We start from the raw sequence: 18,863 nt of genomic DNA on the forward strand, positions 1-18,863 counted from the left end.
AATGACAGCGAACTCTGAATCGGGTCCCACAGCTCCTGAAAGAACAACCTCTCAGAGAAGGGGTGCTCACCGTCCTGTGCTCTAGGGGTTCAGGCTCCGCCCGCCGCGGCACAGAATTCGCCCCATCTAGTAACAGATAACACGCTGACGGAAGGAAACCCTATGAGCAGCAATGAATCACGCTATGAAACATTCACCCTGGAACGCGCAACACCAACCATCGGGGCATTCATCCACGGCCTGGATCTTCGTGACGAGATCACACCGCAGTGCCAGACCGAACTGCGCACAGCCTTCCTGGAACACGAAGTCCTGTTTCTTCGCGATCAGCACCTCGAGCCACAAGATCAGCTCCGATTCGCGAAGGTGTTCGGAGACCCCCAGGAGGTAAGTGCATTCTTTCCCTCCCTTCCGGGAAACCCGTTCATCGAGGTGCTCGAATCTCGCGGTCGCGCAGCCGGAACCGACGTCTGGCACTCCGATCTGACCTGGCAGGCGACTCCAAATTCCGCGACCTGCCTCCACGCCCAGGACATCCCGCCCTGCGGCGGTGACACACTGTGGTCGAGCATGACCGCCGCATATGACGCGCTGCCGGAGACGATGAAGAACCTCATCGACGGACTCGAGGCCGTGCACGATTGGGAAAAGGAACTGACCGGCGTCGTCCGCCAAGGAGAGGACGGCGAAGCACGGTACGAGGAAACACGCCGAAAGTATCCTCCGATGACCCACCCCGTCGTGCGCAAGCATCCGGAAACCGGTCGCAGACTCGTCTACGTCAACGAGTTGTTCACCTCACGCATCTCCGGGGTTCCGCCGCAGCTGAGCGACTCGCTACGAAACATGCTCACGGGCCTCGCCAAGACCCCGGAATATCAGGTCCGATTCCGTTGGGAACCGAACTCCCTGGTGATCTGGGACAACCGGTCGACGCAACACTACGCGGTCGGCGACTACCACCCGCACTACAGGCGCATGCACCGCGTCACCCTCAGAGGCGACCGCCCAGCCTGACACCCGGTAGCCTGCTGGGCGACCAGATCACCGGTCGCCCAGCAGCACTCATCCCCTCCTCGCTTTGGCGCGGATAGATAGATCCGCAACTGCAGAATATCTACCGGGGCAGGGGATCGAGGAAATCCCCGTCTCCGTCTTCATTCGCCATTCCCTCTGTCATGGTTGCCGGTCCTGCTCGACGACCCACGCTGCGATCTGCGCGCGGGAGGTGAAACCGAGTTTGGTGAGTAGGTGCTCCACGTGACCTTGCGCAGTGCGGGGCGATATCACCAGTCGTGCGGCGATCGCCCTGTTGGTCAGGCCCTCGGCGGCGATCAGTTCGGCAACCTGCCGTTCACGTTTGGTCAGTTTCACTGAGGTATCAGGCGACGCGTCCGGGAGCCGATCGCCGAGGGCATAGGCGATGGCGGCGTCAAAGCCCAAGCGCCGACCCTCTCGGCGCGCCGCCTCCACGGAGCTCTTGCCGAGCGCTCCATAGGCTCTCTGTTCGGACTCCTCGCGGGAGACGAGTAATTGGGGAAACCCCACCGTGGGGCTGCCCACGGTGCGTCCGAGTTCGTCGGCGGCCGCCATCAGGATGACCGCGCGTCGCGCGTCATGCGCTTCGGCGGCGATCGAGCCCAGTGTCTCGAGGCACGCGATGGCGGTGCGCGGGGTGTTCACCCGCCGGGTCAACTGCAGTGACTGTTCGAGTAGCCGAACTGCCCGATCGGTATCACCGTGGCGCCACACTGCATCGCCCATGGCCCAGAGCGCGAACGACTGGTACATCGATTCACCGTGCGCCCGTGTGATCGCGACGATCTGTTCGTAACAGTCACTCGCCCGCTGGGATTCGCCAAGTTGTTCGTAGGCCATCCCCAGCCGGTGCAGGACCCCGACGTGTGAAACGTCCTCCTGTGTGCGGAAAACGGCGCCGGCGCTTTCGAGTCGCGCGCAGGCGCGAGTGGGATCACCCCGGAAAAGGGCGAGGAGGCCGTCCGCGTACTCGATGTATGCATGGCTCACCGCGTCGGTCGTCTGTCCGGCCAGCCTGCGGCCCTCCTCCACCAGTGCGGCCCCCGCGGAGAGGTCGCCCTGCAATTCGGCCAGCACGCTGCAGGCGTACACCGCTTTGATCCGCTCCAGGGTCGGCTCAGCTGGCAGGTGTGCAAGGACGCGGCCCAGCCAGTACCGCCCCTCGCTGAGCAAGCTCCGGGAGAGCCAGAAGGGGAGCAAGCTCGCGGCGATGCGAAGTCCGATGTTGGGGCTGTCGGACACGCAGAACTCCATCGCCTCCCGTAGATTCGCTTGTTCTCGCTCGAATCGTGCGATCCAGTCCAGTTGCCGGGAGCTGATCCACTCGGCCTCAGCCTCGGCGGTCAGTTGCTCATACCAGTCGCGGTGCCGTCGACGCAGTTCGACATACTCCTCGGTGGCCTGGAGCTTCTCATGCCCGTACTCGCGCAGGGTCTCGAGCAGCCGAAAGCACACGGCCGAGCCGGATTCCACCCGGATCACGATCGATTTGTCCACCAGGGAGGCCACGACGTCAAGCGGATCCGACGATGCCAGGCCCATCCCGCAGACCCGTTCCACCGCATCGAGTTCGAAGCTACCGGCGAAAACGGACAGCCGAGACCACAACAGTTGCTCCTGCGGGGTGCACAGATCGTAGCTCCAATCGATACACAGCCGAAGGGTCTGCTGACGAGAGGGTGCGCCTCGGCTGCCGCGGGTCAGCAGCGTGTAACGGTCGGTCAGCCGCGCAAGGATCTGCTCGGGCGACATCGCCCGCAACCGTGTCGCCGCCAGTTCGATCGGCAGCGGCAATCCGTCCAGTCGATGGCAGATCCCGGCGACCGCGACACCGTTGTCCTCGGTTAGCTCGAATCCGGGCACAGCTGCGGCTGCGCGATCGGCGAACAAGGTCACCGCATCGTAGCTGGGCAGCCCCTGCAGGGAGGGCGGTCGGTCGGGGTCGGGGACAGTGAGCGGGGGCACCCGGAGCAGGGATTCCCCGCCGATACCGAGTGGCTCACGGCTGGTGGCGAGGATTCGCAATCCCGGACATGTCCGCAGCAGCGTCTCGGCCAACCCCGCGACCCCGCCGAGGATGTGCTCGCAGTTGTCGAAGACCAGCAGCAGCTCGCGCGGCACCAGAAATTCCACTAGCACCTCGAGCAACGGCCTGGCCGAGTGATCACCCAATCCGAGAGAGGCGGCGACCATGTCGACGAGCAACGACTCGTCCCGCAGCTCGGCCAGCTCCACGAGCCACACTCCGTCGGCGTAATCGCGGTGCGTGATGGTCGCGACCCGCAACGCCAGACGCGTCTTCCCCACGCCACCGATCCCGGTGAGCGTCACCAAACGGGACACCGACAACAGGTTCTTGAGTTCTGTCACCTCGTTCCGTCGGCCGACGAAACTGGTGAGTTCCAGGCGAATGTTCGTCTTGACGTCCCCGACGGTGCGCGCCATCGTCAGGCGCTGCACGACAGAGTTCGGCAGTTTCCGCGGCGCGGACCCCGTATCGCCTCGCAGGGCCATCGCGTCGGCCGCAGATCCTCGGTGGAGCTGGATCTCGCGGAGTTCGTCGCCGAGCTGGACGGCGGACGGGCGGTCGTGCGGATTCGCCGACATCGCCCGCTCGATCACTTCCGCCACATCGGCGGAGATTCCCTGCTCACGTAGATTCGGCACCGGCTGTGTTGTGATCCTCAGGAACTGGGCAACCAGCTGTTCACCGCTGCGCCGTTCGAACGCGGCGTGGCCGGTGAGCGCGCAGAACAGCGTCGCCCCGAGACCGTAGATATCCGAACTGGAGGTCGGCGGATCGCCTGCCAGCACCTCGGGCGCGGTGAATGCCGGCGAGCCGGTCACGGTGCCGGTGGCCGTCTCGAATCCTCCGGAGATGTGCGCGATACCGAAGTCGGTCAGCGCGGGTTCGCCGTAGTCAGTGAGCAGGATGTTCGCCGGTTTCACGTCGCGGTGCAGGATGCCGAGCCGGTGCGCCGTCTCCACCGCGCCGGCCAGCTTTACTCCGAGCCGCAGCGCGTCGCCCAATGGCAGGGGACCGTGGTCTCGGATCCGCACCTGCAAGGAATCCTGCGGGTGATAGGGCATGACGATGTAGGGGCGGCCGGTGGCGGTGGCACCGACTTGCAGGACAGGGACGATGTTCGGGTGGCCGGTCAACCTGCCCATCGCCTGCTGTTCCCGGAAGAATCGTGCCCGGTTCTCCGCTTCCATGTCGGCGGTGAGGACCTTCACCGCGACCGTTCGGTCCAGCTCAGTCTGGATGCACCGGTAGACAACGCCGAAGCCACCGCGGCCGATTTCCTGGGCGTCTTCGAGCCCGGCGGCTGCTAGCTCCGCTGTGACTGAAGCATCCACCGCGCGCTGTGTCCGGTACGGATCGGCATCAACCATCGGCTACGCCGATTCACCCGATCCGAGACACCCTTGACGATGCAGCACGGCGCTCACCTCACGAAAACGTCCTACCAGGATATCGCTGCAACGCTCGAGCCTGGACACCACCGCCCTCTCCGAAATCCACTGGCAGTCGTTAGTCCGGAGAAGAGACGTTCTGCAGGATCTTGATGGGAGGCTCCTTGTCGGTGCTCGGCGGCCGGGCCTGGCGACGCGGGTCCAACCTATCTGTTACTCCCAGTTTCCCGTACTCGGCCTAGCCGCTCAGATCGTGGCCGGTGGCCGCGCGCGCGTAGGAGTGGAGGCTGGCGATCACCTCTGCGCGGCTGCGACGTCCGGCCAGCACCTCCATCTGGTAACCGTCCTCCATGGCCACGAAGTTCGCTGCGAGCAGGCGCGGCGGGTCGGTGAGCGTGAAGTGGCCCTGCGTCTGTCCGATGACGAGAATGCTCGAGTAGACGGCGATTTGACGTTCGGTCAGGGAACTGTCGAGGGCCGCCGCCTTGGCGTCGCGGAGAGTTCTCGGCCAGCACTCGAACAGGAGTCGGACCAGTTCGTCGTCCGGACCGCCGGCAACGCCGTGGTCGATGCAGGCCCGGAGGCGGTCGCGCGCGTCGGGGAACTGGTCGGCGACGCGCTCGCGCTCCTGACTGAAGCGCTCGATGGCCCGCTGATACGTGTCGTAGATCAACGCGTCCAGGTCGCCGTAGTACAGCACCGCGGCCGGAGTGACGCCGGCCTGCTCCGCGATGTCGCGAAGACGCACTCCCTCCAGTCCGCGCGCGAGCACGGCACGCTGGACGGCCTCCCCGAGTTCGGCCCGGCGGGCCCCCTGATCCTTCTTCCGCGCCACTGCCGTCGCCCCTGTTCGCCCTAGTTCTTATACGGAGATTTAAACAATACCTGCCCAGCTATTGACAGGTAGATCACACTTCTCTTAAATTTTTGTTTAACGAATCCGTTCCGAACTCAGGAGTCCACCGTGTCGACCAACCCCACCGACGCCGAGACCAGCCTCGACCCACCACCCACGCCCACCGGGAAGGGACTCCGGGGCGGCTCCGTCGGCCTGCTCGCCTCGGTCGCACTCGGCCTGTCCTCGGTCGCGCCGGCCTACAGCATCGCGGTCACCCTCGGCTTCGTGACGATGGTCGTCGGCAACCTCGCGCCCGCCGCCCTCCTTCTCGGATTCGTGCCGATCCTCCTGACCGCGTTCGCCTTTCGCGAGTTGAACCGGGAGATGCCGGACTGCGGCACCACGTTCGTCTGGACCACCCGCGCGTTCGGTCCGCACACGGGGTGGCTCTCCGGCGGCTGGGTGGTGCAGATCGCGACCCTCATCGCGATGACGGCACTCGCCCGAGTCGGAGCCGGGTACCTCCTGACCCTGCTCGGCCTGGATTCGCTGGCGTCCGACAACGTCGCGGTGATCGTCACCGCGGTCCTGATCGTCGCCGCGGTCACCACCATCGCCTACCGCGGGCTGCAACTCGCGGCCTCCGTGCAATACGTGCTGCTGGGGCTGCAACTGGTCGCCCTGTTCGGGTTCGGAGCGGCCGCGTTCGCCCGCACCGGCGCCTCCGCACCGAGCCTGTCCTGGCTCAATCCGTTCGCGTTCGGCGGCTTCGGCCCCTTCGCGGAGGCGGTGCTGCTGTGCCTGTTCATCTACTGGGGCTGGGACGCGCTGATCACCGTCAACGAGGAAACCCGTGACAGCGACCGCATCCCGGGTCAGGCCGCGGTGATCTCCACCCTCGTCCTGCTGGGCACGTACCTCTTCACCGGATTCGCCGCGATCAGCTTCGCCGGCATCGGCACCGACGGGCTGGGCCTGGGCAATCCCGACAACGCGGGAGACGTACTCGCCACGCTCGGGCCGCCGGTTCTCGGCGCGGGCCTGTCGAAGGTGGTCGAACTCGCCATCTGCGTGTCGGCGATCTCGGCGCTGCTCACCTGTGTCATCGGCAGCTCACGCGCCACCCTCTCCATGGGCGCCCACGGCGCACTGCCCCGCACCTTCACCCGAATTCACCCCACCTACCGCACCCCCGCGTTCGGCACCGTGTTCTTCGGGGCGACCGCCGCGGTCCTGCTCACCGCCCTCACGCTCGTCTCCGGCAACTTCCTCGGCGACGCGATCCTCTCGATCGGCCTGCTCATCGCGTTCTACTACGGCGTCACCGGTCTCGCCTGCGTCTGGTACTTCCGCCACCGCCTGACCGACTCGCCGCGCGACCTGTTCCTCCGGGGCATCCTGCCCGCACTGGGCGGGACGATCATGCTCGCCGCCTTCGCGCGCAGCGCCCACGACATGCTCGACCCGGACTACGGGGCCACCTCGTTCCACGGCATCGGCGGGGTGTTCCTGCTCGGTGTCGGCTCGATCGCCGTCGGCGCCGTGGCGATGCTGCTGGTCCGCACCCGGTTCCGCCGCTTCTTCCGAGACGGCCGGACCGCCGTCACCGCACTGACCGTCACAGAGGACTGAACCATGCGCACACTGACCATCGCCGCCATCCAGACCGCCCCGATCCCGTTCGATGTGGAGGCCACCTGGCAGCGATTCGCCGACCAGGTCCGCGCCGTGCGCGACACCTTCCCGCACGTCGAACTCGTCGTGGTTCCCGAACTCGTGCTGGCCGCGGAGGCACCCCTCCTGCAGGCCCGCGCCGACTGGATGGACCGGGTGGCACTGCCACTCGCCGGCCCGCACATCGACCGGATCTGCGCACTCGCCGAGGAGACCGGTCTGTGGCTGGTCCCGGGAAGCCTCTACGAGCGCGGTGACGACGACAAGATCCACAACACCGCGATCGCCGTCTCACCTGTCGGCGAGGTCGTCGCCCGGTACCGCAAGGTCTTCCCCTGGCAGCCCTACGAGCAGACCGCGCCGGGCAGCGAGTTCGTCGTCTTCGACATTCCCGGCACCGGCCGGATCGGTCTGGCCATCTGCTACGACGGCTCCTTCCCGGAGACCGCACGCCAACTGGCCTGGCTCGGCGCGGAAGTGATCATCCAACCCACCCTCACCACCACCCGCGACCGCGAGATGGAACTCGTCTGCTCCCGCGCCAACGCGTGGACCAACCAGGTGTACGTCGTCAACGTCAACGGCGCCGACCCGGCCGCAGTCGGTGCCAGCGTCGTCGTCGACCCCGAGGGCATCATCCGCCAGCAGGCCGGGTCGGGCGAAGAAGTGCTCGTCGACACCCTCGACCTCGACGCCGTGACCCGGGTCCGCACCTACGGCACGTTCGGCCTCAACCGCCCCTGGGACCAGATCGCCCGGTACGGCGAAGGGATCCGACTCCCGATGTACGGCGGCGCGGGCATCCACACGCCTCCGTGGCACGACACCGCCGTGCCGATCGCGGCGTCCACGCCCAGCTGACCCGCCCTCCCGGAAGGGGCGGTCACGAGAGACCCGCCCCTTCCGGGACCGGTCCTGGATAATTGCCAGAGTGAGGCCCCTCGCTGCTTCGTCCGTCGACACGGTCCTGCAGGACTATCAGCCGCGCATCCTGCGCCGCTACCTGTGGATCACGACTGCGCTGCACCTGGCGGGGTTCGTCCTCCCTCCCATGGTCGGGTTGTCGATCCGGCCGGAGACCGTCGCCGCTCGCACGGCCGGCGTTGTTCTCGGAGTGTTCGCACTCGTCGTGCTGCACCGGGGCGGGCGCAGGCCGAGCCGACGGGCCTACCAGGTCTGCACGGCGGCGGCACTGCTCGCCACACCGATCGTGATGTCCGGTCTCGTTCTCGCCGTCGCCCAACTGCTCTGCGCGATCGCGGCGATGTTCCTGGCGATGTATTTCGTCGTGTTCTACCCGAAACGGCAGTCGCGGCTCCTCGTCGGATGCCTCACCGGGTTGATGGTGGTCGGAGTCGTCGTCGCACCCACCGCCTTCACGCTGGTGCCGGTCGAGGTGGACACGGTGACCGTGAAGGCCGCCGTTCTCGTCGTGGCCGTCACCTGCGTACTCGGTGCGGCCGAGATGTTCGGATCCCTCACCCGGACCCTGATCGAATCGGCCAGCACCGACGGACTGACGGCCCTGCTCAACCGCGCCGGTTTCGAGCTCGCGTTCCGGCACGCCCTCGAAAGCGCGGGTACCGGACAGGTCTCCGTGACGTTGGTCCTCATCGACGTCGACCAGTTCAAGTCGACCAACGATCACTACGGCCACGCCGCGGGCGACGCTGTTCTCGTCGACCTCGCGAACTACCTCGCCGAGCACATGCCCAGCGGCGCCCTTCTCGCCCGGGTCGGCGGCGACGAGTTCGTCACCTGCGTGGTCGGCGAGCACCACGCGGAGCTGCCCGGCGCGATGGCGCAACTCGCCCGGGAAAGCCCTACCCCGTTCAGCTTCGGCGCGGCGTCGTGCACCGGAGAGGCCGACCCACTCACCGCGCTCTATCGAACCGCCGACCGCGAGCTGTACACGGCGAAGCAGCGACAGCACCCACCCGACCCGCCCGCCGACGAACCCACACTGCGGACGGGGTGAAACGCCCGGGCAGACGCCGCACTCCGAGTCATTCGGCGATTCGCGCGGTCACCGGACGACGGTCCGCCGGCTTCACGTGGGTGACCATCCACACCGCGGCGACGACGAGCGCGCAGCCGGCGAACTGCCCGATGCTGGGACGCTCGTGCACGATCACGATGGAGAACAGCATCGCCAGGACCGGCTGGAGCAGCAGCAATGTGGCGCCCACCTCGGCGGCGAGCCGCGGCAGGGCGAATCCGATGAGGACCCAGCCGAGCACCTGGCTGCTCAGCGACAGTGCCGCCAACCATCCCAGCGCGGGCCATCCCGGCGTGAGGTCCACCGTTCCCCACAGTGATCCCACTGCGGTCCCGACGACGCCCGCGGCGATCGTCGACACGAAGACCTGCGACGACGCCCGGTGTGCAGACCCGGCTCGGCCGATGACGAAGATGTAGATCCCGTAGGCCACGCCCGCCGCCAGCGACAGCAGAGTTCCGAGGAACAGTTGGTCGCCGTCGCCGCTGCCGCCGAGGATTCCGCCGGCGAGAGCCACACCGGCGAACAGGAAGGGAACGGCCACGACGAACCGGACCGGCACCCGCGCACGGAAGACGACCCACGCGAGCAGTGGCACGACGACGACTTGCACGTTGACGACGACGGTGGAGATGCCGGCCCCGATCAGGTGGATCGATCGTGCCCACAGCGCGAAGTCGACGCCGAGCATCATCCCGCCGAGCACCTGGGCCGCGATCACCCGGCGCGGGATCCCGCCGTACCGCCGGAACTCCTGCAGGGCAAGGAGACCGAGGATGGGCAGCGCCAGCACACACCGGAAGAACGTCGACGTGGCCGGCTCCACCCCGGACAACTTGATGAGACTGCCGGTCAGCGAAGTCGCCACCGCGCCGGCCAGAACCAGGAGTCGCGGATCCACGGACGCGACGCTGAACGAGGGGCTGACGAGGGCACGGGGACGCAAACGGAGGGCGGTAGTCACACCGAGAATTCTCCGAGGCTCCAACCATTACAACAAGTGAATAGTCGTGTCATGAAAGCAGTAGGATTACTACCATGTTGAGTGTCGATCGCCTCCGCGCGTTGTGCGCTGTCGCCGAACACGGATCGATCGGCGCCGCAGCCCGCGCCCTGCACGTGACACCGTCCGGGGTGTCGCAGCAACTCGGCAAGTTCGAACGGGAGGTCGGTGTCGAACTCCTGGTACCTGCGGGCCGCGGCGTTCAGCTCACCGATGCGGGCCGGCTCCTGGCCCGTCGCGGGCAGGAAGTGATATCGCTTCTGGCGCAGGCCGAATCCGAGGTCGTCTCCCTCGACCGCGATGTGGTCGGAGAACTGCGAATCGGGTCCTTCTCCTCCGCAGGCAGGGTGGTCGTGCCGACTGCCGTGGCGACGCTGCGCAGGCGCCACCCGCAGCTCAGGGTCACCTTCTTCGCCGGCGAGACCGAGGACCTCATACCCGCGATCGTGCGCCGGGAACTCGACCTCGCCGTCGTCGACAGCTGGGTCACGATGCCGCTGCACCTGCCCGAGGACGCAGTGCACACCCTGGTGCACCGGGATTCGGCCGACGTCGCGCTGTCCCGGGACCATCCGCTGGCGTCGCGCGACCACGTCGATCTCGACGAGATCGCGGACATGCCGTGGACGACGTGGAAGAAGGGCGCGGTGTACCACACCTGGCTGGTGCAGACGTTGCGTAACCGCGGCGTCGAACCGGATATCAGGTACGAGGTGCCCGAATTCGCGGCTCAACTCGAATTCGTCGCGCACGGCCTCGCCGCCGCTCTCGTGCCACGCCTGGCCCGAGTCTGGGTGCCGGACAACGTGGCGATCGTCCCGGTGCGTCCCACACTCGAGCGCGAGATCTACGCGCTCCGCCGCGCCGACAACGACCGGCCCACGGTCCGGGCCGGGATCGAGGCGCTGACCGAGGCCTTCGCCGGCATCGGTGCGTGACCGGCCCCCCTGGCCCGACCTGTCGCGAAGGATCCGACCCGGCAAACACCGGCCGCGTGCGAACACCTGCCAGAAGGCCCTACACGTGCAGGCGTTTCGGTTGCACAATGGTGGTGGGCAACCACCCGAGGGGGTGCGCGATGAGCGAAACGTGTGCAGCGCCGATACGCCTGTGGCGTCTGGGTCCATGGAGCCGCAACCCGCTCATGCGGGGGTGCGACCGGCTCCGATCCGCGATGGTTCTCATCGGGGTGTTCTTCGTGCTCTTGATGGTTCCGCTGGCCGCGGCCGTCGGAACCGAGACGTACTCGCGACTGGACCAGCAGACGCAGGCCGAACTCGCCACCCACCACCCGACACCCGCCAAGCTCGTCGAGGATTCCCGCACCGGGACCACGGGAGAACCCCTGCCGGCCGCACCCCAGTATCAAGCGCACGCACGGGTGCAGTGGTCGGCGAACGGGCAGACACACACCGCCGACGTTCCCACCGAGTCGGGCGCGAAGGCCGGTCAGACCGTCACCGTCTGGCTCGATCCGAACGGCGGTCTCGTCGCGGCGCCGGAGACCGGTTCGCAGAACGCCGCCACGGCGGTGAGCGTCGCGTGCGGGATCTGGGTGACCGCGGCCGGCGGTTACTGCCTCCTCTTCCTCGTCGTCCACTGGGTTGCGTCCCGCCGGCAGCAGGCTCAGCTGACCCGCGAATGGAACGAACTCGACAGACCACCCGGGTGGCACGTCAGCTGACGGCCGACGGAACCGTGCCTCGACGGCTACCGGACGGGTGCCCCGTTCGGCGGCTGTCCGCCACCCCCACCGGGACCGCTCGGCGCAGACTGCGTGTTCGCCGACTTCTCGGCGACACCGATCGTGATCGAGATCGTCATACCGGTGGCAGGTTCGCCCGACACGGTGGCCAACTCGGCATCCCAGCCGTCCCCGAACACGTTGTCCGAGTCCAGGGAGACCTTCGACAGGTTGCCGACGCTGTTCGCGTAGCCGCTGTCGTAGGCGAAGACCGTGCTGCACGCGTCCTGCGGCACCGCGATCTGGGACGTCAACCGGGCGTCCTCGCCCGCCACCGCAGATTCCAGTGAGTCGAACACCTCGAAGTGGATGTGCGGCCAGCGTCCCGAGTAGCAGGCCGGGAAGATCGACGTGAACGACACCCTGCCCGCGGAATCCGCCACCTGAACGCCACGCAGGTAGTTCTGCTCGGTGACGCCCTGGCCGTAGAGCGAGTACTCGCCGTCCCGGTCGCAGTGCCACAGGTAGACGGCCATTCCTTCGCCGGCCGCGCAGTCCTTCGTCAGGTCTTGCAGGTTCAGTTCGATCGTCGTCGCGACACCCTCCGCTGTCCCGGAGTACGCACCGACGCTGCTGCGAATGTCTTGACGCACGATCCCCGACTCGACCAGCACGTTCGGGCCGTTGGACCCGTCGCCGGGATATGGTCCGGCCGTTTCCTGCGGGGCCGCCGCCACGCACGTGTCGTCGCTCACCGCCTCCGCCGTGGTCGCGGCCGCCTCTGTCGAGGACGAGGACGAGGACGCCGTGGATCCCGCCGTCGAGCACGCGGCGAGCGCGGTCGCACCCGCCGCGCCGAACACGAACAGTGCGCGGCGACGCGACAACATCGATTTCAGGTCGTGGCTGAGGCCGCGGTCGTGCTCGTGCACTTCGTCGGCGTGGTGACGCGGGCTGTTCGTCATGAGGACCTCTCCATGGGCTGTTCGGGGTTACATCCCATACAAGCGGTCGCCGGTGCGGGCACCCTCGAGCTTCGCTGTGGAGTCGCTGTGAACGGAACCGCCCACGTCACCGATTCGAGCACACACCAAACGCCCTGTCGCCCAGCGGCGGTCGCCTGCGCTGCCTCAGCGAGACGCGTCGGTCACAGGGATTCGGCACCGGCCGTGCCGGAGACCGTCTCGTTGTCGTGATCGCGCACGAGGGGGATGCCGAGCGCAGCGAGGAGCATCCGGCAGTCTTCGGCATCGATCGAGTGGTGGGCGACGGTCCGTTGTGCGTTACGGACGGACTCTTCGTCGAGCTCGCGTTCGCTCTCGAATATAGAAGCATCCCTGTCGGACATGGCTCCCACCTTTCCTCGGCATCAACTGAATAGCCCGGAGTGAGTCCACCGAAACCGACACACGACAGCGCGATCGGGTGTCGTCCGAAGCGGATTCACATCCGCGTGAGGTCAGGTACGAGGCCGTGTCGAACCGGGCCTACGGAGGGTCAGCGACTGTAGGTCGCGAACAGCCTGCGGATGCTCTCGTCCCAGTACTGCTGGCGGCGGCGTTCGACGGCGCGGGAGAACATCGCCCACACCGCACCCAGGAGCAGCGCGCTCGCGGCGAGGGTGATGAGCACTGCCGCGACCGCGGCGCTGACGACGTCGGAGGTCGTGATCCTCGGGCCGGCCCAGTTTCCGCCGTCGTCGACGGCGATGGTCTTCTCGGTGCCCGCCGGCGTGCCCGAGGGGACCTCGATGCTGTCGGTGCGCGACTCCGAGCCCCAGGCCCACGTCGCCTTCACCATCGGGGTGGTCCGGACGGAGCCGCGCGGCGACAGGGTGATGGGGGCGTCAGCGCTGGTGACGGCCTCGACGAGGGTGGTCGTGGCGCGTTGTTGCGCGGCCCGCGCACTCTCCTGGTGGTATTCCCAGGTGCCGATCACGGCGGCGAACACGATCGCGACACCCGCGAGGGCGACGATGACGGATTTCAGGGTGGCCGCGAACCGATCGACAGGTCGCGCGAACGGGTTGGACGGTCGACCCGACACCGAGTACACCACGGTTGCCTTCGAGCGCCCCAACACAATCCACCTCATTGTTTCGTCCACGTTAAATGTCTGCTTCACCAGTGTCGCCACTGATCAGGCAACAGGGAAACCGAAATGGACAAACTTGACGAGTCTCACACTCCGAGGGCAGGCCGGAATCACTCAGGGTTCGAGTTGCGGATCAGACTGTTCGCTGGACACCGTCCGGCTGCTCAGGTGCCCGCCGCCCCACTTCGAGTCGGTCCCGGCGTGGAGTGTGAGGAGGTCGTGTCCGAAGTCGTTGTCGAAGTCCCGCAGCACGGTGTGCAGGTGATTTCCGCCGCCGACGGCGTTGACCGCCTCGATGAGGTACCGGTCGGTGTGGACGCGGAAGTAGTGCGGTGCGCCGCGCTTCTGCGCCCCGGCCCACGCGAAGAACACCCGGTCGATGCCCCCGTCGCGCAGCGCCTGCCGGTGGCGTTCGCCGGCCTCCTCGGGCAGTCGTTCGAGGTAGCAGTCGACGAGTCCCAGCAGTGCGTGCTGCTGGTCACCGGACAATTTTGCGCCGCTGATCCCGGACGGCCGGTCGCGGACGAACTTCAGGGCGACCCGGTCGGCGTCGGTGATGGTGTAGCCGGGCATGCCGAGGTCGTAGTGGTCCGGGTACTCGTAGGCCCCGATCCGCGGCACCTGACGGGTCACGAAGTCGGCGGGTGCGACGTCGTGGATGACGGCGAGGTCGCGCTGCTCGTCGTCGAGGGAGGCCAGCAGGTCGAAGGCCAGGCCCTCGTCGTCGGCGAGCGGTTTGAGTACCCCGTCGTATTCGGTGGGCTGCGCGCCCAGCGCGACCGGGGTGGCGGAGATCCACCGCTCGTCGACGATCGTCAGGTTGAGGCAGACGTGGTGACCGAGGAAACGCATCGTCCAGGTGTCCTCGAATCCGGGGCGGCCGAAGAAGGTCAGGAAGTACGAATCCGAGGTGCGCCAGGTCTGCAGTGCCGGTCCGAGGAAATCCTGCTCGTAGTCCCGGAGCACGTGCTCGAGTTGCGGAATCGCGAGCACCTTGGTGAAGGTGCGCAGCGGCACGGCCAATCGGATCAGATCCCACACCAGCACCTTCTGGTGACGGTCCAGCTGGTGGAGCGGGATGCCGGTGCGGTCCGGTTTGGGGATGATGTCCCAGTTCAGCCGCCGCGGGTCGTCGAAGTCGTCGATGATCGCGGTCGCCCGTTGCCGGGGGTCGAACGTATCGATCAGGCCCATGGCGGTCACGAGCAGCTTGGTAGCCGTCTGGGGCGCCTCATGGAGAGCAGACACGTGAATCTTCCTTCTCGAGTGGGGAGGTGGAGCGTCCGGCGAGGGGAGGTTTTCTCACCATCCCGCCGCGATGTCGATCGCCTTCTCGGCGCTCGCGAGGTCGCCGCCCCGCCACGCCACGTGCTGGTCGGGTCGGACGAGGACGAGTGCGGCACCGAAGAGATCGGCCAGCGTGCCGACGCCGTCGACGTCGGTGTCGGACAGCCGCAGCACCGTCAGCGGGACTCCGAGTTCCGCTGCCTTCGCCGTCAGCGCGTCGAGTTCCGCGGTGTGCCGCGAGGATCCCACAGCGTCCAGCACGACGAGGGTGTATTCCCGGCCGAGCACGTCGTAGAGCGAACGACCGTCTCCCAGCCACGCGTGCGGCAGTAGCGCTCCGGGGCACGCGGTGGGCACGTACTCGACGGGATCTTCCGCCGGTGGCGTCGATCCGTCGGGGACGATGACGGGTGAGTCCGTGTAGGCGTAGCCGAGAACGAGTCCGAGCGAGTGGAATTCGCTCTTCTTCACACCGAGCGCCTCTGCCGTGCGGCGGCGCGCCTCCTCCGCCGCCGGACCGTCCTGTCCGATCTCGACGGTGGAGAAGTGATGCGCCAGAGCCTTTTCCTGCGCTCCGGCTTCGGCGATGGTGCGGGCGGCGACGGGCCGGCGTTCGGCTTCGTAGCTGTCGAGCAGCTGCGGCCCGGCCCAGCCGCGCAGCGTCGCCGCGATCTTCCACGCGATGTTGACGGCGTCACCGATGCACGTGTTGTACCCGTGCCCGCCCCACGGCGGATTGAGATGCGCGGCGTCGCCGACGACGAACACCCGACCCTTGCGGTAGCTGTCGGACAGCAACATTCGTGCCACCCACGGGTCGGTGGCGATGATCTCGACCGGGACCGGCTCTCCGATGAGGCTGTGCACGAGCGCGGTGGCGTCGACCTCCTCGTCCCGGACGTCGACACCCTGCACGATCGCCCACCAGGTGTCCGACAGGTCGAGCCGGCCCACGATGCCCGCCGCCCCGGGCGCCATCACCCACTGGTGGACGGCGCCGTCGAACGGCACCCGCTCGGCCAGGCCCGGCGCACGAAACAGGATGCTGAGGTTGGGGCGCTCGCCGGACGTGCCCTCGAACCGGGCACCGATGGACTCGCGCACGATGCTCGCGCCTCCGTCGCACCCGAGGACGTAGTCCGCCACGACCGTTCGCGTCGGTCCCGATCCTTCGACGGTGGCACGGACGGTGCCGTCGGCGAGTTCCTCGAGCGACGTGACTCGGGCACCGAGCCGCAGGGTCGCGAGCTCGCTGCGCTGCACCGCATCCCGCAGCACGGTTTCCACGACGGGTTGCGGTGCCTGCTGGCCGCGCTCGGGCGCCAGGGTCGGGGTGGCGACATCGAGCTGGAAGCCGTTCTCGAACCGGGTGATCTCGTGGCCCAGGAGCGTCGAGCAGAACACGATGTCCTGCGCCCACTCGACGGGAAGAGGCGACGCGGCACGCACCTCGTCGGCCAGTCCCCACCGCCGCAGGTGCGTCATGGTGCGGGCGTTGGTGGTCTTCGCGCGGGGGCGTTCGGCGTCGACGTCGACCCTCGGTTCGACGACCAGGCTTGCCACCCCGTGGTGGGCCAGCTCGAGCGCGGCCGCGAGCCCGGACGGCCCGCCACCGGCGATCAGTACCGGTGTCCGGTCGACACCGGACGCGACGTCGGTCATGCGCCCTTCCTTCCGCTGGCATCGACGATCGGGGTCCGCAGGACGCCGAGCTTGTCGATCTCCACCTCGACGATATCGCCGGGCCCGAGCAGCCACGGTGGGTTCCGCACGTAGCCGACGCCCTCCGGGGTGCCGGTGGCGATGATGTCTCCGGGGTGCAGGGTGAACGTCTCGCTGATGAGGGCGATGATCTCGCCGACCGAGAAAATCAGGTCACGGGTGTTTCCGTCCTGCACGACCGTTCCGTTGACGCGGGTCTGCACCCGCAGACCGTCGGACAGATCCCCGACCTCGCCGGCGGGAACCAGGGGGCCCAGGGGGCCGGACCGGTCGCCGTTCTTGCCGAGCGTCCATTGCGCGGTCAGCTTCTGCGCCTTGCGGGCGGTGAGGTCGTTGAAGCAGGCGTAGCCGAGCACCCCGGCCTGGCCGGTGGCCGCGTCGACGCTTTCGAGCCGGGTGCCGATGAACGCGGCCACCTCACCCTCCCAGTCCAGGCCCGCCTCGTTTGCCGGCACCGGCGTCGGGGCTCCGTCGACGCTCAGCGACGGGGTCCACCGCCCGAACAGCGTCGGGTAGGGCGGCGGGGTGAAGCCGCCCTCCGCGGCGTGGGCCTTGTAGTTGAGGCCGACGCAGATGACGCGGGCGGAGTCGGGCACCGGCGGCACCACGCTCACGAGCGTGACGTCGATCTCGGGCGACTCGAGGTGTTCCGCCTGCGCGACCCAGCCGGCGGCGTCGCTCCAGAATTCCTCGAGTGAGGCGAGCGGTCGAACGAAGCTGTCCCGGAGAACACCCACGGTCACGGCGTCCTGATCCTTCTTGCGATAGCCGACAATCTTCATCTATTTCATCCTTTTCGTCCGCCACCCTTCGGTGGCGAGTTCTAGCGGGAAACTTCGGTGCTGCGCGGGGTGGCCGCTTCGAGGTGGTTGTCCGCATCGGCGGGGGTGGTGCGGGGGCGTCGCGGGAGGGTCGCCATGACGACTCCGCCGATCAGCGCGGGCACGGCGAACGCCAGTGAGCTGACGATGACGGCACCGCCACCGGCGACGAAGAACGCGCCGTACGTCGGGCCCGCGATCGCGCCCGCCCGTCCGATTCCGAGCGCCCATCCGAGTCCGGTTGCCCTGAACCGGGCGGGGTAGAACGTCGCGATGTGATCGTTGAGCATGTTCTGGGTGCCGAGGCCGCCGAATCCGGCCAGCGCCACCAGCAGCATCAGGACGGCGGTCGGCGGGTGCGTGCCCAGTAGCGCGAGAGAGACTGCGGCCGTGGAGAACCCGGTCAGGACCAGCGGTTTGGGCCCGAACCGTTCGGCCAGCACGGAGGCGAGCAGCGTCCCGACGATGGCGCCGGCGCTGTAGACGAGGAGGAACGTCACCGCCGAACCGATCGGATAGCCGGCATTGCGCATGATCTGCGGCAACCAGGTGGTCACGCCGAACATGGTGAGCATGCTGCAGATTGCGACGAACCAGATGCCGACCGTCGCCCGCCCCATCCCGTTACCGAACAGCTTGGCGACCGGCGACTTCGACGCCCGGTCCTCGGAGGATCGTCCGGCGACGAACGCCCTCGACTCCGGCAGAAACGCGAACGCCAACGGCAGCAACGTGATCAGCGGAACCGCACCGAGCGCGTAGACGGGGCGGAAGCCGAACTCTTCGAGCAGCAGCAGGGATGCGGTCGACGCGAGGACGCCGCCGAACGCCGGTCCGGTGAGCACCATGCCGAGGATCCGGGACCGGTAGGCCGGGGATGCGAACTCCGCCGCCATCGCGATGGCGGTGGGCATCAACCCGCCGATCCCCAGGCCGGCCACCAACCGGGTGGCGGCGAAGATCTCGAAGGTGGGGGCGATCGCGGTGACCAGGGTTGCCGTCGAGAAGAGCGTCAGGCACGCGAGGAACAGGCGGCGACGGCCCAGGATGTCGGTGAGCGTCCCGGCCGTCAGCGAGCCGACGAGGACGCCGACCAGGGCGGCGCTGCCCACGGTGCCTGCCGCCCCCGCGGTGATGAACCAGGGGGCGTGTCCGATCAGGGCGGGCAGGGTGGCGCCGTAGACGAACAGGTCGTATCCGTCGCTCAGGAGGGCAGCCCAGCAGAGGACGGGCACGAGCACTCTGCCGCGGCCGCCGGGCGAGGACGTGGAGAAATTCATGCGGAA

The 18,863-nt window shown here is 67.7% G+C and carries 16 protein-coding genes; 6 read left to right on the plus strand and 10 right to left on the minus strand.

Annotation, left to right across the window (positions count from 1 at the left end; genetic code table 11):
- The first annotated feature begins 162 nt into the window (after positions 1-162).
- Complete coding sequence (locus CJ177_RS20425; RefSeq protein WP_061040740.1) at positions 163-1,017, plus strand: TauD/TfdA family dioxygenase; 855 nt, start codon at positions 163-165, stop codon at positions 1,015-1,017.
- Between the two features lie 159 nt (positions 1,018-1,176).
- Here the strand turns inward: CJ177_RS20425 and CJ177_RS20430 are convergent, their stop codons facing one another.
- Positions 1,177-4,434: a protein kinase gene (locus CJ177_RS20430; protein WP_095868464.1), complete on the minus strand. Its 3,258-nt coding sequence runs from the start codon at positions 4,432-4,434 to the stop codon at positions 1,177-1,179.
- Positions 4,435-4,693: 259 nt separating this feature from the next.
- Positions 4,694-5,290 (minus strand): TetR/AcrR family transcriptional regulator, encoded by a 597-nt coding sequence (locus tag CJ177_RS20435; RefSeq protein ID WP_095868465.1) that lies wholly within the window; start codon positions 5,288-5,290, stop codon positions 4,694-4,696.
- 129 nt (positions 5,291-5,419) lie between these two features.
- Between CJ177_RS20435 and CJ177_RS20440 the strand changes: the two genes are divergently transcribed.
- From CJ177_RS20440 to CJ177_RS20450, 3 genes are all read left to right on the plus strand, one after another.
- Entirely contained in the window at positions 5,420-6,925 is a 1,506-nt protein-coding gene (locus tag CJ177_RS20440) for an APC family permease (RefSeq protein ID WP_095868466.1), read from the plus strand.
- Between the two features lie 3 nt (positions 6,926-6,928).
- Positions 6,929-7,828, plus strand: a complete 900-nt coding sequence (locus CJ177_RS20445; RefSeq protein ID WP_095868467.1) for a carbon-nitrogen hydrolase family protein — start codon at positions 6,929-6,931, stop codon at positions 7,826-7,828.
- 70 nt (positions 7,829-7,898) lie between these two features.
- The gene (locus CJ177_RS20450; RefSeq protein ID WP_095868468.1) at positions 7,899-8,945 is read left to right on the plus strand and encodes a diguanylate cyclase; all 1,047 of its coding nucleotides are present in this window, start codon (positions 7,899-7,901) and stop codon (positions 8,943-8,945) included.
- A 28-nt stretch (positions 8,946-8,973) separates the two neighbouring features.
- On the opposite strand, the gene CJ177_RS20455 is transcribed toward CJ177_RS20450, so the two are convergent.
- Positions 8,974-9,930, minus strand: coding sequence for a DMT family transporter (locus CJ177_RS20455; protein ID WP_005237780.1), 957 nt, complete (start codon positions 9,928-9,930; stop codon positions 8,974-8,976).
- A gap of 74 nt (positions 9,931-10,004) precedes the next feature.
- Here CJ177_RS20455 and CJ177_RS20460 point away from each other — a divergent pair, with 74 nt between their 5' ends.
- Both CJ177_RS20460 and CJ177_RS20465 read left to right on the plus strand, forming a co-directional pair.
- Complete coding sequence (locus CJ177_RS20460) at positions 10,005-10,907, plus strand: LysR family transcriptional regulator (protein WP_005237782.1); 903 nt, start codon at positions 10,005-10,007, stop codon at positions 10,905-10,907.
- Between the two features lie 140 nt (positions 10,908-11,047).
- The gene (locus tag CJ177_RS20465; RefSeq protein WP_025431612.1) at positions 11,048-11,653 is read left to right on the plus strand and encodes a hypothetical protein; all 606 of its coding nucleotides are present in this window, start codon (positions 11,048-11,050) and stop codon (positions 11,651-11,653) included.
- Positions 11,654-11,679: 26 nt separating this feature from the next.
- Here the strand turns inward: CJ177_RS20465 and CJ177_RS20470 are convergent, their stop codons facing one another.
- The 7 genes from CJ177_RS20470 to CJ177_RS20500 all read right to left on the minus strand — a co-directional run bounded on the left by CJ177_RS20470 (position 11,680) and on the right by CJ177_RS20500 (position 18,857).
- The gene (locus CJ177_RS20470; protein WP_095868469.1) at positions 11,680-12,618 is read right to left on the minus strand and encodes a dioxygenase; all 939 of its coding nucleotides are present in this window, start codon (positions 12,616-12,618) and stop codon (positions 11,680-11,682) included.
- Positions 12,619-12,800: 182 nt separating this feature from the next.
- Entirely contained in the window at positions 12,801-13,001 is a 201-nt protein-coding gene (locus tag CJ177_RS20475) for a hypothetical protein (RefSeq protein WP_025431611.1), read from the minus strand.
- A gap of 149 nt (positions 13,002-13,150) precedes the next feature.
- Positions 13,151-13,735, minus strand: coding sequence for a hypothetical protein (locus CJ177_RS20480; RefSeq protein WP_095868470.1), 585 nt, complete (start codon positions 13,733-13,735; stop codon positions 13,151-13,153).
- Positions 13,736-13,861: 126 nt separating this feature from the next.
- Positions 13,862-14,995, minus strand: a complete 1,134-nt coding sequence (locus tag CJ177_RS20485) for a DUF3500 domain-containing protein (RefSeq protein WP_025431610.1) — start codon at positions 14,993-14,995, stop codon at positions 13,862-13,864.
- 54 nt (positions 14,996-15,049) lie between these two features.
- Positions 15,050-16,696: an FAD-dependent oxidoreductase gene (locus CJ177_RS20490; protein WP_095868471.1), complete on the minus strand. Its 1,647-nt coding sequence runs from the start codon at positions 16,694-16,696 to the stop codon at positions 15,050-15,052.
- The gene (locus tag CJ177_RS20495; RefSeq protein ID WP_095868472.1) at positions 16,693-17,538 is read right to left on the minus strand and encodes a fumarylacetoacetate hydrolase family protein; all 846 of its coding nucleotides are present in this window, start codon (positions 17,536-17,538) and stop codon (positions 16,693-16,695) included. The genes CJ177_RS20490 and CJ177_RS20495 overlap by 4 nt, the downstream gene beginning before the upstream one ends.
- A gap of 41 nt (positions 17,539-17,579) precedes the next feature.
- Positions 17,580-18,857, minus strand: a complete 1,278-nt coding sequence (locus CJ177_RS20500; protein ID WP_005237791.1) for an aromatic acid/H+ symport family MFS transporter — start codon at positions 18,855-18,857, stop codon at positions 17,580-17,582.
- Positions 18,858-18,863: the final 6 nt, after the last annotated feature.

This window comes from Rhodococcus sp. ACPA1 (assembly GCF_002300195.1).
Lineage (GTDB): Bacteria > Actinomycetota > Actinomycetes > Mycobacteriales > Mycobacteriaceae > Rhodococcus_F > Rhodococcus_F opacus.